Raw genomic sequence first — 17420 nt, 5'->3', positions numbered from 1 at the left:
ATCAGTTACTGCGCAATCTCACGCAACGGCTTACCACGCACTGGCGCATCGCCGGCCACATAGTAGTCCGCAGTGCTGCGCGGCAGCGGCTGGCGGCCACGGATCTTGTCGGCGATTTTCTCGGCGATCATGATCGTTGGCGCGTTCAGGTTGCCGGTGGTGATGATCGGCATGATCGACGCATCCACCACACGCAGGCCCTGCATGCCATGTACGCGGCCTTCGCCGTCCACTACGGCCATCTCGTCGGTACCCATCTTGCACGAGCAGGACGGGTGGAACGCGGTTTCGGCGTGCTCGCGGATGAACTTGTCGAGTTGCTCATCGGTTTGCACTTCGATACCCGGGCTGATTTCGCGGCCGCGGTATTGGTCCAGCGCCGGCTGCTGCATGATTTCACGGGTCAGGCGGATGCCGTCGCGGAATTCCTGCCAGTCCTGCTCGGTGGCCATGTAGTTGAAGAGGATGCTCGGGTAGTCGCGTGGGTTCTTCGACTTCAGTTGGATGCGACCACGGCTTGGCGAACGCATGGAGCCCATGTGCGCCTGGAAACCGTGCTCTTTCACACCGTTGCTGCCGTTGTAGTTAATCGCAACCGGCAGGAAGTGGTACTGGATGTTCGGCCAATCGAACTCTTCACGGGTGCGGATGAAACCGCCCGCTTCGAACTGGTTGCTGGCGCCGATGCCGGTGCCGTTGAACAGCCACTCGGCACCGATGGCCGGCTGGTTGTACCAGAGCAGCGACGGGTACAGCGACACCGGTTGGGTGCAGGCGTATTGCAGGTACAGCTCAAGGTGGTCCTGCAGGTTTTCGCCGACGCCAGGCAGGTCGTGGACCACCGGGATGTCGAGGCTTTCCAGCAGTTTGGCCGGGCCAACACCGGAGCGTTGCAGCAGTTGCGGCGAAGCGATTGCGCCGCTGCACACCAACACTTCTTTGCGCGCGCGGGCTTCAACGCGCTCTTCGGCGGCGCCGATCAGGTAACGCACGCCAACCGCACGCTTGCCTTCGAACAGCACTTTGTCGGTGAGGGCGTGGGTGACGATGGTCAGTGTTGAACGCTTTTTAGCCGTGTCCAGGTAACCGCGCGCGGTGCTGGCGCGACGGCCATTCGGCGTGACGGTACGGTCCATCGGACCGAAGCCTTCCTGCTGGTAGCCGTTCAAGTCTTCGGTGCGCGGGTAACCGGCCTGCACGCCAGCTTCAACCATGGCGTGGAACAGTGGGTTGTTGCCGGCTTTTGGCGTGGTCACGCTGACCGGGCCATCGCCGCCGTGCCAGTCGTTGGGGCCGATGTCACGGGTTTCGGCTTTGCGGAAATACGGCAGGCAGTCCAGGTACGTCCAGTTTTCCAGGCCTGGAAGTTTTGCCCAGTTGTCGTAGTCCATGGCGTTGCCACGGATGTAGCACATGCCGTTGATCAGCGAGGAACCACCCAGGCCCTTGCCGCGACCGCATTCCATCCGGCGGCCGTCCATGTGTGGCTCAGGATCGGTTTCGTAGGCCCAGTTGTAGCGGCGGCCTTGCAGTGGGAAGGCCAGGGCGGCTGGCATCTGGGTACGGAAATCGAGACGGTAGTCCGGGCCGCCGGCTTCGAGCAGCAGGACGGTGACGCCTTCGTCTTCGGTCAGACGGGTCGCCAGGGTGTTACCGGCGGAGCCGGCACCCACAATGATGTAATCGTATTCTTGGGACATAAATGCACCCTCTTTGAAGTGTGGTCAGGTCGGGCCTCACCGGGGGCAAGCCCCCCCACACTTGATCGGGTTTACACGGTCAAAATGTGGGAGGGGGCTTGTCGAATCGTCGCACCGCCCCGATGGCGGCCTCACAGGCAATACAAGGCCCGGGTTCTTAGAACACCGAGGCGTAGTCGCCCAGCTCAACCTGTACCGATTTGATGCGGGTGAAGTTGTTCAGCGAGCTGATGCCGTTCTCACGGCCCACACCGGATTGCTTGTAGCCACCGACCGGCATCTTCGCGTCGGACTCGCCCCAGGCGTTGATCCAGCAGATACCCGCTTCCAGCTGATGAATCACGCGGTGGGCGCGGTTCAGGTCTTTGGTCACCAGGCCAGCGGCCAGGCCGAAGTCGGTGTCGTTGGCGCGGCGGATCACTTCTTCTTCGGTTTCGTAGGTGAGGATGCTCATCACCGGGCCGAAGATTTCTTCACGGACAATGGTCATTTCGTCGGTGCAGTCGGTGAACACGGTCGGGGCAACAAACGCGCCTTTGGCGAATTCGCCGTCGGTCAGGCGGTCGCCGCCGCACAGTACGCGGGCGCCTTCTTCCTTACCTTTGGCGATGTAGCCGAGCACGCTTTCCATGTGGGCGAAGCTGACCAGCGGGCCGAAGTTGGTGTTGTCATCCTGCGGGCTGCCAACGCGGATGCGTGCAACGCGCTCGACGATCTTGGCCTCGAAGGCCGCTTGCAGGTGCTTGGGTACGAACACGCGAGTGCCGTTGGTGCAGACCTGGCCGGAGCTGTAGAAGTTGGCCATCATCGCGATGTCGGCGGCGCGGTCGAGGTCGGCGTCTTCGAATACGATCAGCGGGGACTTGCCACCCAGTTCCATGGTGACCTCTTTGAGCGAAGAGCTCGAAGCGCTGGCCATGACTTTCTTGCCGGTGTCGGTGCCGCCGGTGAACGAGACTTTCTCGATGCGCGGGTGCTCGGTCAGCCAGGTGCCGACTTCACGGCCGCTGCCGGTCAGGACGTTGAACACGCCAGCCGGAACGCCGGCTTCGGTGTAGATCTCGGCCAGTTTCAGGGTGGTCAGCGAGGTGACTTCGCTGGGTTTGAAGATCATCGCGTTACCGGCGGCCAGGGCCGGTGCGGATTTCCACAGGGCGATCTGGATCGGGTAGTTCCACGCGCCGATACCGGCCACCACACCCAGCGGCTCGCGGCGGGTGTAGACAAAGGACGTGTCGCGCAGCGGGATCTGCTCGCCTTCAATCGCCGGCACCAGGCCTGCGTAGTATTCCAGCACGTCGGCGCCGGTGACGATGTCGACGTACTTGGTTTCGGAGAACGCTTTACCGGTGTCCAGGGTTTCCAGGGCGGCCAGCTCGTCGTTGCGCTCGCGCAGAATGTCGACGGCACGACGCAGGATGCGCGAACGCTCCATGGCCGTCATGGCGGCCCAGATTTTCTGGCCTTTTTCGGCGCTGACCACGGCACGTTCAACGTCGTCTTTGGTAGCGCGTTGCACTTGGGCGAGAACTTCACCGTTAGCCGGGTTGATGGCTTCGAAGGTGGCATCGCTGCCAGCGTCGCTGTAGCCGCCGTCAATGTAGAGTTTTTGCAGGTCGAAACGGGCCATAAAGTCCTCGCAAGTGCATAAGTGGTTGGCGTTACCCGCCGCAAAGTGGGCCATAAGGGTGTGGCAACACAGAGCGGCAGACGTTCAGGGGTTGAGCGGTTTATAGGTGCTCTAACTCACCTGCTTGGCCAATTGGAAATCCATGTATTCGTAAGCGATCCGTTGCGCCTGCTCCGTGTCGAAAGCGTCTCCCGACAGGGCGCCGCGCAACCACAAACCGTCGATCAGGGCCGCCAGGCCTCGGGCTGCGCTGCGTGCTTCAGGCAGCGGCAGCACACGGCGGAACTGACAGCACAGGTTGGAATACAGACGGTGATCGTTGATCCGCTGCAGCCTGTGCAAAGCCGGGTGGTGCATGCTGGTGGCCCAGAAGGCCAACCAGGTTTTCATTGCCGGGCCATTGACCTGGCTGGCGTCGAAGTTGCCGCCGATGATCACCTGCAGGTGGGCACGGGGGCTGTCGTCCTTCAACGCTTGCCTGCGTTCGTGGACGTTCTCGATCAGCACATTCATCAGGTAGCGCATCGTCGCGGCGATCAGGCCGTTCTTGTCCTGAAAGTAGTGACTGATGATGCCGTTCGAGACGCCGGCCAAACGGGCGATCAGCGCAATGCTGGCATCTCCCATTCCGACCTGATCGATGGCCGTGAGCGTGGCTTCGATCAACTGCTGGCGGCGTATGGGTTGCATACCGACCTTGGGCATGTTGCACCTCTCCTTAGGCCTGCCGATGGGCGATAAACGTCCGTCGGCTTGAGGGCCAGTCTATTTTGTTTTGATTGAACGTTCAATCAACAAAGAATAAGATCTGCGACAAATGGTCGCTGCCTACAGGTTTTTCCTACCTGGGAGCTGCGACATCTGACACCTGCAAAAACCCTTGAAACAGGCCGTATCAGGGCCTGGGCACTGCTTCGGTGGGGCTCAAGAATTTTCGGGGTGTCTTTATAACACCCGTCCGTCGACTGCCGATAAATCGATGTCCCGGGATAACCGTTGCCTTGTGTTTCTCTCTCGCACTGCCCGGAGCATCTGCGCCATGAGTTCTGCCTCTCTTATAAAGACCCCGCCGGAAAAGGTTCGGGTCAACGGTTGGGTGTTCTACACCTCCACCGCGCTGATTCTGTTGTTGACTGCCATCCTGATCATCGCCCCGCAGGAGGCCGGGCGCATGCTTGGTATTGCCCAGGCGTGGCTTTCGAAAAGCTTCGGCTGGTACTACATGGTGGTCATCGCCGCTTACCTGGTGTTCGTGGTCGGCCTGGCGTTTTCGTCCTACGGCAAGTTGAAACTGGGTAGCAAGGACGACACCCCGGACTTCAGCTACGGCGCCTGGGCCGGCATGCTGTTCTCGTCGGGTATCGGCATCTCGCTGCTGTACTTCGGTGCCTCGGAGCCGCTGGACCACTACTTCAACCCGCCCGAAGGCGCCGCCGCCAGCAATGGCGCGGCACGCCAGGCGTTGCAACTGACCTTCCTGCACTGGGGCCTGCATGGCTGGGCGATTTATGCACTGGTCGGCCTGGCCGTGGCGTACTTTGCGTACCGTCACAACCAGCCGCTGGCCTTGCGTTCGGCGCTGTACCCGCTGGTGGGCGAGCGTTGGGTGAAGGGTGCGGCCGGCCATGCGGTGGACGGCTTCGGCATGTTCGTGACCCTGCTCGGCCTGGTGACCAACCTGGGGATTGGTTCGATGCAAGTGTCGTCCGGGTTGGAAAACCTGTTCGGCATGCAGCACAGCAACACCAACCTGCTGATCGTGATCATTGTGATGAGCACCGTGGCGACCATCGCCGCCGTGTCGGGCGTGGAGAACGGCATTCGCCGCCTGTCCAACCTCAACATTGTGCTGTTCAGCGGCTTGCTGATCTTTGTGCTGCTGTTTGGCCCGACCTTGCACCTGCTCAACGGCCTGGTGCAGAACACCGGTGACTACCTCAACGGCATCATCCTGAAAACCTTCGACTTGTACGTGTATGAAGGCGACGCCGACAAGACCGAGCGCTGGATGGGCCTGTGGACCCTGTTCTACTGGGCCTGGTGGATTTCCTGGGCGCCATTCGTGGGTATGTTCATCGCACGTATTTCCCGTGGTCGCACGGTGCGTGAGCTGGTGGCTGGCGTGTTGCTGATCCCGCTGGGCTTTACCCTGGCATGGTTGTCGATCTTTGGTAACTCGGCCCTGGACCTGGTGCTGAACCACGGGGCGGTGGAGTTGGGCAAGACCGCGCTGGAACAGCCATCCATGGCCATCTACCAGCTGCTGGAGCATTACCCGGCGTCGAAAATCGTCATCGGTGTGTCGATCTTTGTAGGCTTCGTGCTGTTCCTGACCCCGGCGGACTCCGGCGCGGTGATGATGGCGAATCTTTCCTGCAAGGGCGGCAACGTGGATGAAGATGCGCCGCACTGGCTGCGGATCTTCTGGTCGGCGGTGATCACCCTGGTGACCATCGGCCTGCTGTTTGCGGGTAACTTCGAAGCCATGCAAACCATGGTGGTGCTGGCGGGGCTGCCGTTCTCGGTGGTGCTGATTTTCTTCATGTTCGGTTTGCACAAGGCGATGCGCCAGGATGTGGCCATCGAACAAGAGCAGGCGCAATTGGCCGAGCGTGGCCGTCGTGGTTTCAGCGAGCGGTTGACGGCGTTGGACCTGCAACCAAGCCAGGCCACCGTGCAGCGTTTTATGGACAAGCACGTAACGCCGGCGTTGGAAGAAGCCGCGAGCGCGTTGCGTGACCAAGGGCTGGAAGTGCAGACACTGTTGGGCAAATCCAAGCGCTGCATCGGTGTGCGTATCGAGATGGAAGAGGGCAACCCGTTTGTCTACGAGGTGAGCCTGGATGCTTACTCGGCGGCGCCGAACGACTTGCCTGAAGAAGAACGCACCCGCTATTACCGTGCCGAGGTGTACCTGCACAACGGGCCTCAGGAGTACGACCTGATGGGCTTCGCCCAGGAACAGATCACCCGGGACGTGCTTGATCAGTTTGAAAGCCATCGGCAGCTCCTTGGCCGTGTCTATAGCTGATAGGTGAGCGGAGCGGCGCCTTCACTGGTGCCGCTTTTTTATGTGTAAGCAGTTCAAAATGTGGGAGCGGGCTTGCTCGCGAATGCGGTGTGTCAGTCGGTACTTCTGTTACTGATGCACCGCATTCGCGAGCAAGCCCGCTCCCACATTTATTTTGCGGTGCCGCTTAAACTGCTGGGTCCAACTGGGTGGAGGGGGCAAGCCCCCTCCCACATTTGAACCCAGTTTCTACAGTGGGTTTTGCAGTGTTTGTCAGCCGAGGTTCTTGCCCAAGAGGGCATGGTAAAGCTCACTGTCGCCCAGGATCCCCACGACTTTGTTGTTGTCATGCAACACCAGCTTGTTACCGGTGTGATAACGAATCTGCAGCGCATCGCGCATGCCGATATTCGAATCCACCAGCGTCGGCAGGCGGCCCAAACCTTCTACCGCTTGCCCCGGTGCCCAGTTCTGCAGGTTCATCACCACGCCATTCTGACGGGCGCCCTGGATGGTGTTGCCTTCGGCCAGGTCCAGCCATGAGTCGCCGCCCGGGTCCAGGCAGACCGAACCGTTCACCCGTGTGCAGTTGTCCAGCGTGCGCATCAGGCTGCGGCCGCACAGCACGTTCAGCGGGTTGGTATGCGCGACGAAAGTACGCACATAGTCGTCCGCCGGGTTCAGCACGATTTCTTCCGGCACGCTGTACTGGATGATCTTGCCGTCTTTCATGATCGCGATGCGGCTCCCGAGTTTCAGCGCCTCATCGAGGTCGTGGCTCACGAACACAATGGTCTTGCTCAGCTTGCGTTGCAGTTCCAGCAGCTCGTCCTGCAAGCCTTGGCGGATCAAGGGGTCGAGGGCGGAGAAGGGTTCGTCCATCAGCAGGATATCGGCGTCCATCGCCAACGCACGGGCCAGGCCGACGCGCTGCTGCATGCCGCCGGACAGCTCGTCCGGCTTCTTGTTGCGCCATTGGGTCAGGCCCACCAGCTCAAGTTTTTCGTCCACCAGTTTGCGTCGGTCTTTCTCCGGGCGGCCCTGCATTTCGAGGCCGAAGCTGATGTTTTCGCGCACCGTCAGCCAAGGCATCAGGGCGAATTTCTGGAACACCATGGCGATGCGCTTGGTGCGCATCATTTTCAGCTCGGCCGGGGTGCAGGAGGCGATGTCGATCTGGCGCCCTTCGTGCTCCACGAACAGCTGGCCACGGCTCACGGTGTTGAGGCCGTTGATGCAGCGCAGCAGGCTCGATTTGCCGGAGCCCGACAAGCCCATCAACACGCAGATTTCGCCTTTCTCGATGTCCAGGCTGGCTTTTTCAACGCCGACAATCTGCCCGGTCTTTTTCAGGATTTCGTTGCGGTGCATACCCTGGTCGAGCAGCTTGAGGGCTTCGCGCGGGTCTTTGGAGAAGATCACATCGACATTGTCGAATCGGATAATGCTCATGCATCACCCCCTACTTTGGCGTCGGGTTGTTTGCAGATGCGGTCGAGCATGATGGCCAGCAATACGATCGCCAGGCCGGCTTCGAAGCCCAGGGCGATATCCGCGGTGTTCAGCGCGTTGACCACTGGCTTGCCGAGGCCGTCGGCGCCCACCAGGGCCGCGATGACCACCATCGACAACGACAGCATGATGCATTGGGTAATGCCGGCGGCGATGCTCGGCATGGCGTGGGGCAGTTCAATGCGCGAGAGCAACTGACGGCGCGAGCAGCCAAAGGCTTTGCCGGCGTCGAGCAACTCTTGCGGTACGTCACGGATACCCAGGTAGGTCAGGCGGATCGGCGCGGCAATCGCGAACACCACCGTGGAAATCAACCCAGGCACCACACCCAGCCCGAAGAGGGTCAGGGTAGGGATGAGGTAGACGAAGGTCGGTACGGTCTGCATCAGATCGAGTACCGGCCGCATCATGGTGTAGAACAGCGGTTTGTGCGCGGCAACAATGCCCAGCGGCACACCGATGACCACGCAGACCAGGGTGGCGAACAGTACCTGCGCCAGGGTCTCCATGGTTTCCTGCCAGTACCCCAGGTTGAGGATCAGCAGGAAGGAGGCAATGACAAATACCGTCAGGCCCCATTTACGTTGGATAAAGTGAGCCAGCAGCGCAATCAGACCGATCAATGCCAGCGGATTGAACCAGGTCAGCGCGAACGTCACGCCGTGGATCATCGTTTCCAGTGTCGATGCGATTGCGTCGAAGTAGTTGGCGCCGTGTTGGGTCAACCATTCGACGAAGGCAGCGATGTACTGGCCTAGTGGGATTTTCTGTTCAGTCAGCATGGTAGTGAATGTCCACATGCGAAGGGGAAAACATCCCGGGCCAGCGCACCAGCCCGGGGTCAGCAGGAATTACTTGGCGAGGTAAGCTTTGACTGCGTCGAGACCAGGTTTGCCATCAACGGTGGTGACACCGGCCAGCCAGGTGTCGAGCACTTGCGGGTTGGCTTTCAGCCAGGCCTTGGCCGCGGCATCGGGTTTCATTTTGTCGTCCAGGACGTTACCCATCAGGGTGCTTTCCATGTTCAGGGTGAACGACAGGTTTTTCAGCAACTGGCCCACGTTGCTGCACTCTTGGGTATAGCCCTTGCGTACGTTGGTGTAGATAGTGGCCTGGCCGTAGTTGGGGCCGAATGAATCATCACCCCCGGTCAGGTACTTCATCTTGAAGCGGGTGTTCATCGGGTGTGGTTCCCAGCCAAGGAACACAATGGCCTGGCCACGCTTGGAAGCGCGTTCCACTTGCGAGAGCATCCCGGCTTCGCTGGACTCGACAACTTTGAAGCCGGCGGTTTTCAGGCCGAAGGCGTCCTTGTCGATGAGGGTCTGGATGGTGCGGTTGCCGTCGTTGCCAGGCTCGATCCCGTAGATCTTGCCACCTAGCTCATCCTTGAATTTAGCGATATCGGCGAAGTCTTTAAGGCCCTTGTCATACAGCGCCTCGGGGACCGCCAGGGTGTACTTGGCGTTCTCCAGGTTGGCGCGTACGGTTTCCACGGTGCCGGCATCACGGTACTGCTTGATGTCGTTTTCCATGGTCGGCATCCAGTTGCCGAGGAAGATGTCCATGTTCTTGCCGTCGGCCAGGGACTTGTAGGTCACTGGTACCGAAATCATCGTGGTGCGTGGCTTGTAGCCAAGGCCCTTGAGGACTTCGCTGGTGGTCGCGGTGGTGACGGTGATGTCGGTCCAGCCGACATCGGAGAAGTTGACGGTCTTGCACTGTTCCGGTTCTGCAGCGTTTGCCATCACTGGCAGACTCAGCATGGCGGCCAACAACAACGAGGGTGAACCTTTCATCTGGGTAGACTCCTGTGTTTTTTCTGGCGGCATTCGCCGCGCTTTATAAGTGTTGCGGTTGGAGTGTGCGGTGACAGCTCTGGCACGGTGCCTTGCAAACGAGTCGAGACTGATCATGTACCAGTGAAAATCTGACGCCTACAGGGGGCGTCGTATCCAGTACAGGGATGGTCGTATCCAGTGTCGGTGACGTCGCTTACAGATTTTTCCAAAGGCAAAACTGCTGTTTTTACCGATCTGCACCGCTAAAAACGGCCAAAACGCCTGATCGCACAAGGGCGGCGTTGGTGAGCATGGTTACGTCGGTGTGAGACGCCGTGATGACAGATAAAAGCCTGATGATGCCGCAATCTGGGCAGGCAGCTCGCATGACCGTTTCTTGAGCCTTAGTTCGGCGCCAGTTGCCCATATCCTGCGTTGCTGCTCCTTGCCATAGCGGAGCTATGACTCGTCACAGCGCCTTGGCTATGGACACCTGGCATCCGAACTAGGGCTCGATAAACGGTCACGCGAGCTACGAGCGTAGCAGCTTGTTCATGTCTGGCCTGCTCACTGAGGAGTTTCACGGCAATGGCTATCAGCGTTTTCGACCTGTTCAAGATCGGCATCGGGCCTTCGAGTTCTCACACCGTCGGCCCCATGCGCGCCGCGGCGTTGTTCGTTCAAGCACTGCGTGAACGTGAACTGTTGGAACAAGTCAGGCGCGTCGAAGTTCAGCTCTACGGCTCGTTATCGGCCACCGGCATCGGCCACGGCAGCGACACTGCGACCATCATGGGCCTGATGGGCGAGTGGCCGGACGCGATCGATCCGTCGCAGATCGGCGTGCGTATCCACACCCTGCGCGAAACCGACACCCTGCTGCTGGATGGGCGTTTGCCGGTGCCGTTTGTATGGGCACGGGACATGCGCCTGCTTGACGAAAACCTGCCGTTCCACCCCAACGCCATGACCCTGGTGGTGTGCGGCGATGACGGCGAGTTGCACCGCGATACCTACTACTCCGTGGGTGGCGGTTTTGTGGTGGATGAAGCCCAGGCGCAAAGCGGCGTGGCGGATATGGATCGCACTGTATTGCCCTACGATTTTTCCAGCGCGGTGGAGCTGTTGCAGCTGTGCAAGACCCACAACCTGCGCGTCGCCGAGTTGATGATGGCCAACGAAAAGGTCTGGCGCTCCGAAGAAGAAATCCGCAGTGGCCTGATGAAACTCTGGCGCGCCATGCAGGACTGCGTGGAGCAGGGCCTCAAGCACGAAGGCATCCTGCCCGGCGGCCTCAACGTGCGGCGCCGCGCGGCCAAGCTGCATCGCAGCCTGCAGGAGTTGGGCAAGCCCAATGTGATCGGCTCGACCTTGAGCGCCATGGAGTGGGTCAACTTGTTTGCCCTGGCGGTCAACGAAGAAAACGCCGCGGGTGGGCGCATGGTGACCGCGCCTACCAATGGCGCGGCGGGGATTATTCCGGCGGTGCTGCACTACTTCATGAAGTTCAGCGAAGAAGTAACCGAAGCCAACGTGGTCGACTACCTGCTGGGCGCGGCGGCGGTGGGCATTCTGTGCAAGAAGAACGCCTCGATTTCCGGTGCCGAAGTCGGTTGCCAGGGCGAGGTGGGTTCCGCCTGCGCCATGGCGGCGGCGGGGCTGGCGGAGATCCTCGGCGCCACGCCGGAGCAATTGTGCAACGCCGCCGAAATCGGCTTGGAACACAACCTCGGCCTCACTTGCGACCCGGTGGGCGGGCTGGTGCAAGTGCCGTGCATCGAGCGCAATGCGATTGCGGCGGTCAAGGCGATCAACGCGGCGCAGATGGCGTTGCGTGGCGACGGCCAGCACTTCATCTCCCTGGACCGGGTCATCCGCACCATGCGCGATACCGGGGCGGACATGCATGACAAGTACAAAGAGACTTCGCGGGGTGGGTTGGCGGTCAGCGCGGTGGAGTGCTGAGATCGAGTTGCTGCTAATCGGGGGCAAGCCCCCTCCCACCCTTTGAATTGTGAATACATTCAAGTGTGGGAGGGGGCTTGCCCCCGATAGCGGTAGTCCGCCCAAGACTGCTCATAAAGTGAACACCCAAACCAAAAGCGCCACCTTTTAGCGCGTCGCAAACAGATAAGTAGCCTGCAAACGATTTCCCGCCTGACCACCCGTCACCCGTGCCTGCGGTGACAGACTTTTCCTACGCCCTCAAAGCGCCTTCCCACAAGTGCTACCGATCTGCTCACACACGTTGAGTGGGCTCACTCCTACACCCTTTTCGAGTCATATCCCGCACTTCCCGCGCGGGCTTATATAGACGCATCAACAGGTCGTTTTCAGGAGTTATTGAATAGCCATTCAAATTTAGGCATGGCATTTGCTCTATCAATTCAAAAGCCTCTCTCTTTGCAGGAGATGAGCGCAATAACAAGAGCCTCGCCTGAGGCCATCACCCGCTTTGTGTGAGGAGATACCGCGATGACGTCGTTCAACTCCGGGGCCCAACCCCAGAACCGTGCGCCTCAATCCATCGGCTTTTTGCTGCTGGACAATTTCACGCTGATTTCCCTGGCGTCGGCCGTGGAACCGCTGCGCATGGCCAACCAATTGTCCGGCCGCGAGCTGTATCGCTGGACAACCCTGAGTGTCGACGGCAACCAGGTCTGGGCCAGCGACGGTCTGCAAATCACTCCCGATGCCTCCATGCACAAAGCCCCGGCCCTGGACACGGTGATCGTGTGTGGCGGCGTGGGTATCCAGCGTACTGTCACCCGTGAGCATGTGTCGTGGCTGCAAAGCCAGGCGCGTCAGTCGCGCCGTCTCGGTGCGGTGTGCACCGGCAGTTGGGCCCTGGCCTGCGCCGGTTTGCTCGATGGCTTTGATTGCAGCGTGCACTGGGAATGCCTGGCGTCGATGCAGGAAGCCTTCCCGCGCGTGGCGATGAGCACACGCCTGTTCACCCTCGACCGCAACCGTTTCACCAGTTCGGGCGGCACCGCTCCGCTGGACATGATGCTGCACCTGATCAGCCGCGATCACGGCCGTGAGCTGTCGGCGGCGATCTCTGAGATGTTCGTGTACGAACGCATCCGCAACGAACAGGATCACCAGCGTGTGCCGCTCAAGCACATGCTCGGCACCAACCAGCCGAAGCTGCAGGAAATCGTCGCGCTGATGGAAGCCAACCTGGAAGAACCAATCGACCTGGATGAACTGGCGGTTTACGTCGCGGTTTCGCGGCGGCAGCTGGAGCGGTTGTTCCAGAAATACCTGCACTGCTCGCCGTCGCGTTATTACCTGAAGCTGCGCCTGATCCGTGCGCGGCAGTTGCTCAAGCAAACGCCGATGTCGATCATCGAAGTGGCGTCGGTGTGCGGGTTTGTGTCCACGCCGCACTTCTCCAAGTGCTACCGCGAATACTTCGGCATTCCGCCACGCGATGAGCGCGTAGGCTCCAACACCACCCAGCAAGTGGCGATGATGCCGATTCCACAGGCGCTGGTGTTGTCACCGCTGTCGGGGCCGATGTCGGCGTTGAGCCAGGCTCGCAATGAGTCGACTTTCGCGAGTGTAAGGCTCTAGACCGAGTTGACTGCATTCGCGAGCAAGCCCGCTCCCACATTCGACTGCATTTCAAAGATGGAACTCGGTCAAATGTGGGAGCGGGCTTGCTCGCGAAAGCGATCTATCAGGCGCCAGAATTCTGTTTGAACTGCACCAAAGCCGGCAACAACTGCTTATCAATCGCCTGCCTTACCGCCGGCAAAATCGTCGCGCTACCGGTGTACATCTGCTCAACCATGCCCTTAAGCGCCTTGGCGCGCGCTTCGCTCAAGCCGCGCACGGCGCATTCGCAAGCCTGCTCGGCGGTGGCGCCGCTGGACACTTCAAAACCCAGTGAGCGCAGTTGGCCCAGCAGGTCATCCTGGTCAATCAAATCCGCATGCATCATGGCGTTTATCCTGGTGAGGGGAGCGGGGTCTGAGCTGGATTCTGGTAGCCGCTCAAGCGGTCGGCAAGGGCTGAATACGCGAATGGCTCAGATGGCTATGAGCATGTCGTTTTCGGGCCATTTGCCGACAGCACTAATGGGCACACTGGTGACCAAGCAAGCAGCTTGAAGGTTTGGTCACCCTCGGGATGCACGGCTCTCACAAGGCTCTCTTCCCCGTTCCAGTCACGGCTGCAACGGGTTTTTTTTGCGCGTCTATTTTTTTGCGGGCAAACCAATCACGCGGCCGAGCAGGGCGGGGCGTGGCAGGTCGGTCTGTTCGGCGCTGATGGCGGCAAGTCGTGCCAGTGTCGCCGCGGTAAACGGTGCCGAATGCGGCCCAGTCAAGTCGACGTGCAACAGCATCTGCTCGTTGCCAGCCAGTTCCTTTTCATCACCTACCCAGTGCAGGCTGTGATAGAGGTGCAGGCGCTTGGCGTCGTGGGCAATCAGTTGCGTATGCACTTCAACCTCGGCGCCGAGTTTTACTTCGTGCAGGTAGTTCAGGTGCAGCTCCAGGGTGAACAGCGAGTGGCCGCTGGCTTCGCGGTTCTGGCTGTCCAGGCCCAGGGTGTCCATCAGCGCGTCGGTGGCGTAGCTGAAGATCAGCAAATAGAACGCGTCGCGCAGATGGCCGTTGTAGTCCACCCAGTCCGGTTGGACTTGGGTGGTGTAGGTCGTCAGTGCAGGCATGGTGGGGGTCCCGTTATTCGGCGAAAGTCATGCCATGTTTGGCCTTGGTGGTTTTGACCGCCTCCAGCACTGCCAACAGGCAATCATCACGATAGCGCTCCAGCGCTGAAATGCTGTGGGTGCCGAGTTGATCGCTGGTGCCCTCCACCACGTCGTCGATCAATTTCTCGGTCAGTTCTGGGGCCGGCAGATAGGTCCATGGCAGTTGTAGGGCCGGGCCGAACTGCGCCATGAAGTGGCGCATGCCAGCGTCGCCGCCAGCCAGGGTGTAAGTGAGGAAGGTGCCCATGAACGACCAGCGCAAGCCGGCGCCAAAACGGATGGCATCGTCGATTTCACCGGTGGTCGCCACGCCGTCATTCACCAAGTGCAGTGCCTCACGCCACAGTGCTTCGAGCAAACGGTCGGCGATAAACCCGGGGACTTCCTTGCGTACATGCAGCGGGCGCATGCCGAGGGCTTCGTACACCTGGATCGCCGCCTGGATCGCCTCTGGCGCGGTATTTTTGCCACCGACCACTTCCACCAGTGGCAGCAGGTATACCGGGTTGAACGGGTGGCCGACCACGCAGCGTTCCGGGTGCGTGGAACCCTCGTAGAACTCACTCGGCAGCAGGCCCGAGGTGCTGGAGCCGATCAATGCATCTGGCTTGGCCGCTGCGCTGATTTTGCTGTGCAAGTCGAGTTTCAGCTCCAGGCGTTCCGGGGCGCTTTCCTGGATGAAGTCGGCGTCTTTCACGCACTCTTCAATCGTCGCCACAAAGCGCAGGCGGTCCTGGGATGCACCCGGCGCCAGGCCTTGTTTTTCCAGGGCTCCCCAGGCATTGGCGACACGTTTGCGCAGGGCCGCTTCCGCACCGGGCGCCGGGTCCCAGGCGACCACATCCAGGCCATGGGCCAGGGCGCGGGATACCCAGCCGCTGCCGATAACACCGCTGCCGAGGGCGGCGAAGGTTTTGATTTCTGTGATAAAGCGCATGGCAACGATCCCGAGTAATGTGAAGAACCCTTGTGGGAGGGGGCTTGCCCCCGATGGCTGTGGATCAGCACCGAATGCATCGACTGACACGCCGCTATCGGGGACAAGCCCCCTCCCACATGTTTAACCGCGTTTGGTGAGGCCCATTTTGGCGCGGCCTTCGGCGGGGGTGAGGACCCGCGCGCCCAGGCGGCTGAGGATCTCGCTGGCGCGTTCTACCAGTTGGCCATTGGTAGCAAGCACGCCCTTGTCCAGCCACAGGTTGTCTTCCAGCCCAACCCGCACGTTGCCACCCAGCAACACTGCCTGCGCCGCCATCGGCATTTGCATGCGGCCGATGCCAAAGCCGGCCCACACCGCGTCGGCGGGCAAGTTGTCGACCATGGCTTTCATGGTGGTGGTGTCGGCCGGTGCGCCCCACGGGATGCCCAGGCACAGTTGGAACAGCGGGTTATCCAGCAGGCCTTCCTTGATCATCTGCTTGGCGAACCACAGGTGGCCGGTGTCGAAAATTTCCAGCTCGGCCTTAACGCCCAGTTCCTGGATGCGTTTGGCGCCGGCCCGCAATTGCGCAGGGGTGGATACGTAAATGGTGTCGCCATCGCCGAAGTTCAGCGTGCCGCAGTCCAGGGTGCAGATTTCCGGCAGCAGCTCTTCCACATGGGCGAGGCGGGTCAGCGGGCCGACCAGGTCGGTGTTGGGGCCGAACTCCATCGGGTTCTCGCCGCCGCCGATCTCCAGGTCGCCGCCCATGCCGGCGGTGAGGTTGACGATGATGTCGATGTCGGCCTCGCGGATACGCTCCATCACTTCGCGGTACAGGGCCACATCGCGGCTGAACTTGCCGGTTTGCGGGTCGCGCACGTGGCAGTGCACAACCGTGGCGCCGGCCTTGGCAGCTTCTACCGCAGCGGCAGCGATTTGTTTGGGGGTGACCGGCACGTGCGGGCTTCTGCTGGTCGTGTCGCCAGCACCGGTGAGTGCGCAGGTGATGATGACGTCGTGGTTCATGAGGCGGTTCCTTACAGGCGTGGTGGCGCCGTTCGCGGTCGGAAATGACCGCGAAACGGTGATTTGAAAATGGTTACTTGCTGGTCAGTTGCAGGTTGGCCGCAGCCGGTTTGCCGTCGAAAGTGGTCACGCCCTCAAGCCAGCGGGCCTGGTCTTGCGGGTGATCCTTGAGCCATTGCTTGGCGGATTCGAGGGCGTCCTTATGATCCAGCAGTGGCTGCATCATCCGGCTCTCGTCGGCGGCGGTGAAGGTCAGGTTGGTCAGCAACTTGTGTACGTTGGGGCACTGCTCGGCGTAGGTCGGCGCGGTGACGCTCCATACCGTGGCCATGCCTTCGTTCGGGCCAAGGGCGTCGTCGCTGCCGGTGAGGTAAGTCATGGCCACGTTGACGTTCATCGGGTGCGGCGCCCAGCCGAAGAACACCACGGCTTCCTTGCGGCGCACGGCGCGGTCGACGGCGGCGAGCATGCCGGCTTCGCTGGACTCCACCAGTTGGAACTTGCCCAGGCCGAACTGGTTCTTGGCGATCATCGCCTTGATCTGCGTATTGGCACCCGAACCGGGCTCGATGCCGTAGATCTTGCCGCCCAGTTCTTTATCGAATTTGGCAATATCAGCGAAGGTTTTCAGGCCTTTGTCGGCCAGGTAAGTCGGTACGGCGAGGGTGGCGCGGGCGTCTTCCAGGCTGGGTTTGTCGAGGACTTTGACTTGCTTGGCGTCGACGAACGGCGTGATGGTCTGGGTCATCAGTGGGTTCCAGTAGCCGAGGAACAAGTCCAGGCGCTGGTCACGAATGCCGGCGAAGATGATTTGCTGGGAGGCGCTGGTCTGTTTGGTCTTGTAGCCGAGGCCGTCGAGCAACACTTGGGTCATGGCGCTGGTGGCGATTACGTCGGTCCAGTTCACCACGCCCATGCGCACGTTCTGGCAGGATGCCGCGTCGGCAGCCAGTACGTTCGTGCTCAAGATGGCGCTGGCGCTGAGTGCGAGCACACAGCGGCTGATCAGTCGATTCATGGTGGGTCCCTCGGCAGGTCGTTATTGTGGGGGCCGGCGTCTTTGTGCGCCGTGGGATCAAGTTACGCAGCTTGGCGCCCGACAAAACGCACGGCGGC

General features: G+C 60.7%; 14 protein-coding genes. 3 read left to right on the top strand and 11 right to left on the bottom strand.

Features of this window, described 5'->3' with window-relative positions:
- Positions 1–5 precede the first annotated feature (5 nt).
- The 3 genes from betA to betI form a co-directional block, all read right to left on the bottom strand.
- A complete protein-coding gene (betA, locus tag CXQ82_RS28920) occupies positions 6–1700 on the bottom strand; it encodes a choline dehydrogenase (RefSeq protein WP_101273345.1) in 1695 nt (564 codons plus the stop codon).
- A 157-nt stretch (positions 1701–1857) separates the two neighbouring features.
- Positions 1858–3330 (bottom strand): betaine-aldehyde dehydrogenase, encoded by a 1473-nt coding sequence (gene betB / locus CXQ82_RS28915; protein ID WP_101273344.1) that lies wholly within the window; start codon positions 3328–3330, stop codon positions 1858–1860.
- A 111-nt stretch (positions 3331–3441) separates the two neighbouring features.
- Positions 3442–4035: a transcriptional regulator BetI gene (betI, locus tag CXQ82_RS28910; protein ID WP_101273343.1), complete on the bottom strand. Its 594-nt coding sequence runs from the start codon at positions 4033–4035 to the stop codon at positions 3442–3444.
- Positions 4036–4426: 391 nt separating this feature from the next.
- Between betI and CXQ82_RS28905 the strand changes: the two genes are divergently transcribed.
- Entirely contained in the window at positions 4427–6361 is a 1935-nt protein-coding gene (locus CXQ82_RS28905; protein WP_241088986.1) for a BCCT family transporter, read from the top strand.
- A gap of 252 nt (positions 6362–6613) precedes the next feature.
- On the opposite strand, the gene choV is transcribed toward CXQ82_RS28905, so the two are convergent.
- The 3 genes from choV to CXQ82_RS28890 all read right to left on the bottom strand — a co-directional run bounded on the left by choV (position 6614) and on the right by CXQ82_RS28890 (position 9651).
- Positions 6614–7792 (bottom strand): choline ABC transporter ATP-binding protein, encoded by a 1179-nt coding sequence (gene choV, locus CXQ82_RS28900; protein ID WP_101273341.1) that lies wholly within the window; start codon positions 7790–7792, stop codon positions 6614–6616.
- Positions 7789–8634 carry a choline ABC transporter permease subunit gene (choW, locus tag CXQ82_RS28895; RefSeq protein ID WP_017735985.1) on the bottom strand — a complete coding sequence of 282 codons (846 nt, stop codon included), beginning with the start codon at positions 8632–8634 and terminating at the stop codon, positions 7789–7791. Before choW ends, choV begins: the two co-directional genes overlap by 4 nt.
- Positions 8635–8703: 69 nt before the next feature.
- Positions 8704–9651: a choline ABC transporter substrate-binding protein gene (locus tag CXQ82_RS28890; protein ID WP_101273340.1), complete on the bottom strand. Its 948-nt coding sequence runs from the start codon at positions 9649–9651 to the stop codon at positions 8704–8706.
- Between the two features lie 570 nt (positions 9652–10221).
- Between CXQ82_RS28890 and CXQ82_RS28885 the strand changes: the two genes are divergently transcribed.
- Together CXQ82_RS28885 and CXQ82_RS28880 are read left to right on the top strand one after the other, a co-directional pair.
- Entirely contained in the window at positions 10222–11598 is a 1377-nt protein-coding gene (locus CXQ82_RS28885) for an L-serine ammonia-lyase (protein WP_101273339.1), read from the top strand.
- A 510-nt stretch (positions 11599–12108) separates the two neighbouring features.
- On the top strand, positions 12109–13212 hold the full coding sequence (locus CXQ82_RS28880) for a GlxA family transcriptional regulator (protein ID WP_005792167.1): 1104 nt from the start codon (positions 12109–12111) through the stop codon (positions 13210–13212).
- Positions 13213–13318: 106 nt separating this feature from the next.
- On the opposite strand, the gene CXQ82_RS28875 is transcribed toward CXQ82_RS28880, so the two are convergent.
- From CXQ82_RS28875 to CXQ82_RS28855, 5 genes are all read right to left on the bottom strand, one after another.
- Positions 13319–13582, bottom strand: a complete 264-nt coding sequence (locus tag CXQ82_RS28875; protein WP_010207120.1) for a hypothetical protein — start codon at positions 13580–13582, stop codon at positions 13319–13321.
- 255 nt (positions 13583–13837) lie between these two features.
- The gene (locus CXQ82_RS28870; protein ID WP_101273338.1) at positions 13838–14314 is read right to left on the bottom strand and encodes a thioesterase family protein; all 477 of its coding nucleotides are present in this window, start codon (positions 14312–14314) and stop codon (positions 13838–13840) included.
- Between the two features lie 13 nt (positions 14315–14327).
- Positions 14328–15293, bottom strand: coding sequence for an L-carnitine dehydrogenase (locus CXQ82_RS28865; protein WP_101273337.1), 966 nt, complete (start codon positions 15291–15293; stop codon positions 14328–14330).
- 123 nt (positions 15294–15416) lie between these two features.
- A complete protein-coding gene (locus CXQ82_RS28860) occupies positions 15417–16304 on the bottom strand; it encodes a 3-keto-5-aminohexanoate cleavage protein (RefSeq protein ID WP_101273336.1) in 888 nt (295 codons plus the stop codon).
- Positions 16305–16377: 73 nt separating this feature from the next.
- Positions 16378–17322, bottom strand: coding sequence for a choline ABC transporter substrate-binding protein (locus CXQ82_RS28855; RefSeq protein WP_101273335.1), 945 nt, complete (start codon positions 17320–17322; stop codon positions 16378–16380).
- Between the last annotated feature and the right edge of the window lie 98 nt (positions 17323–17420).

It is taken from the genome of Pseudomonas sp. S09G 359, assembly GCF_002843605.1.
Classification (GTDB): domain Bacteria; phylum Pseudomonadota; class Gammaproteobacteria; order Pseudomonadales; family Pseudomonadaceae; genus Aquipseudomonas.
Note: the sequence above shows the minus strand (reverse complement) of the source record. Positions and strands in the feature narration are given on the sequence as shown.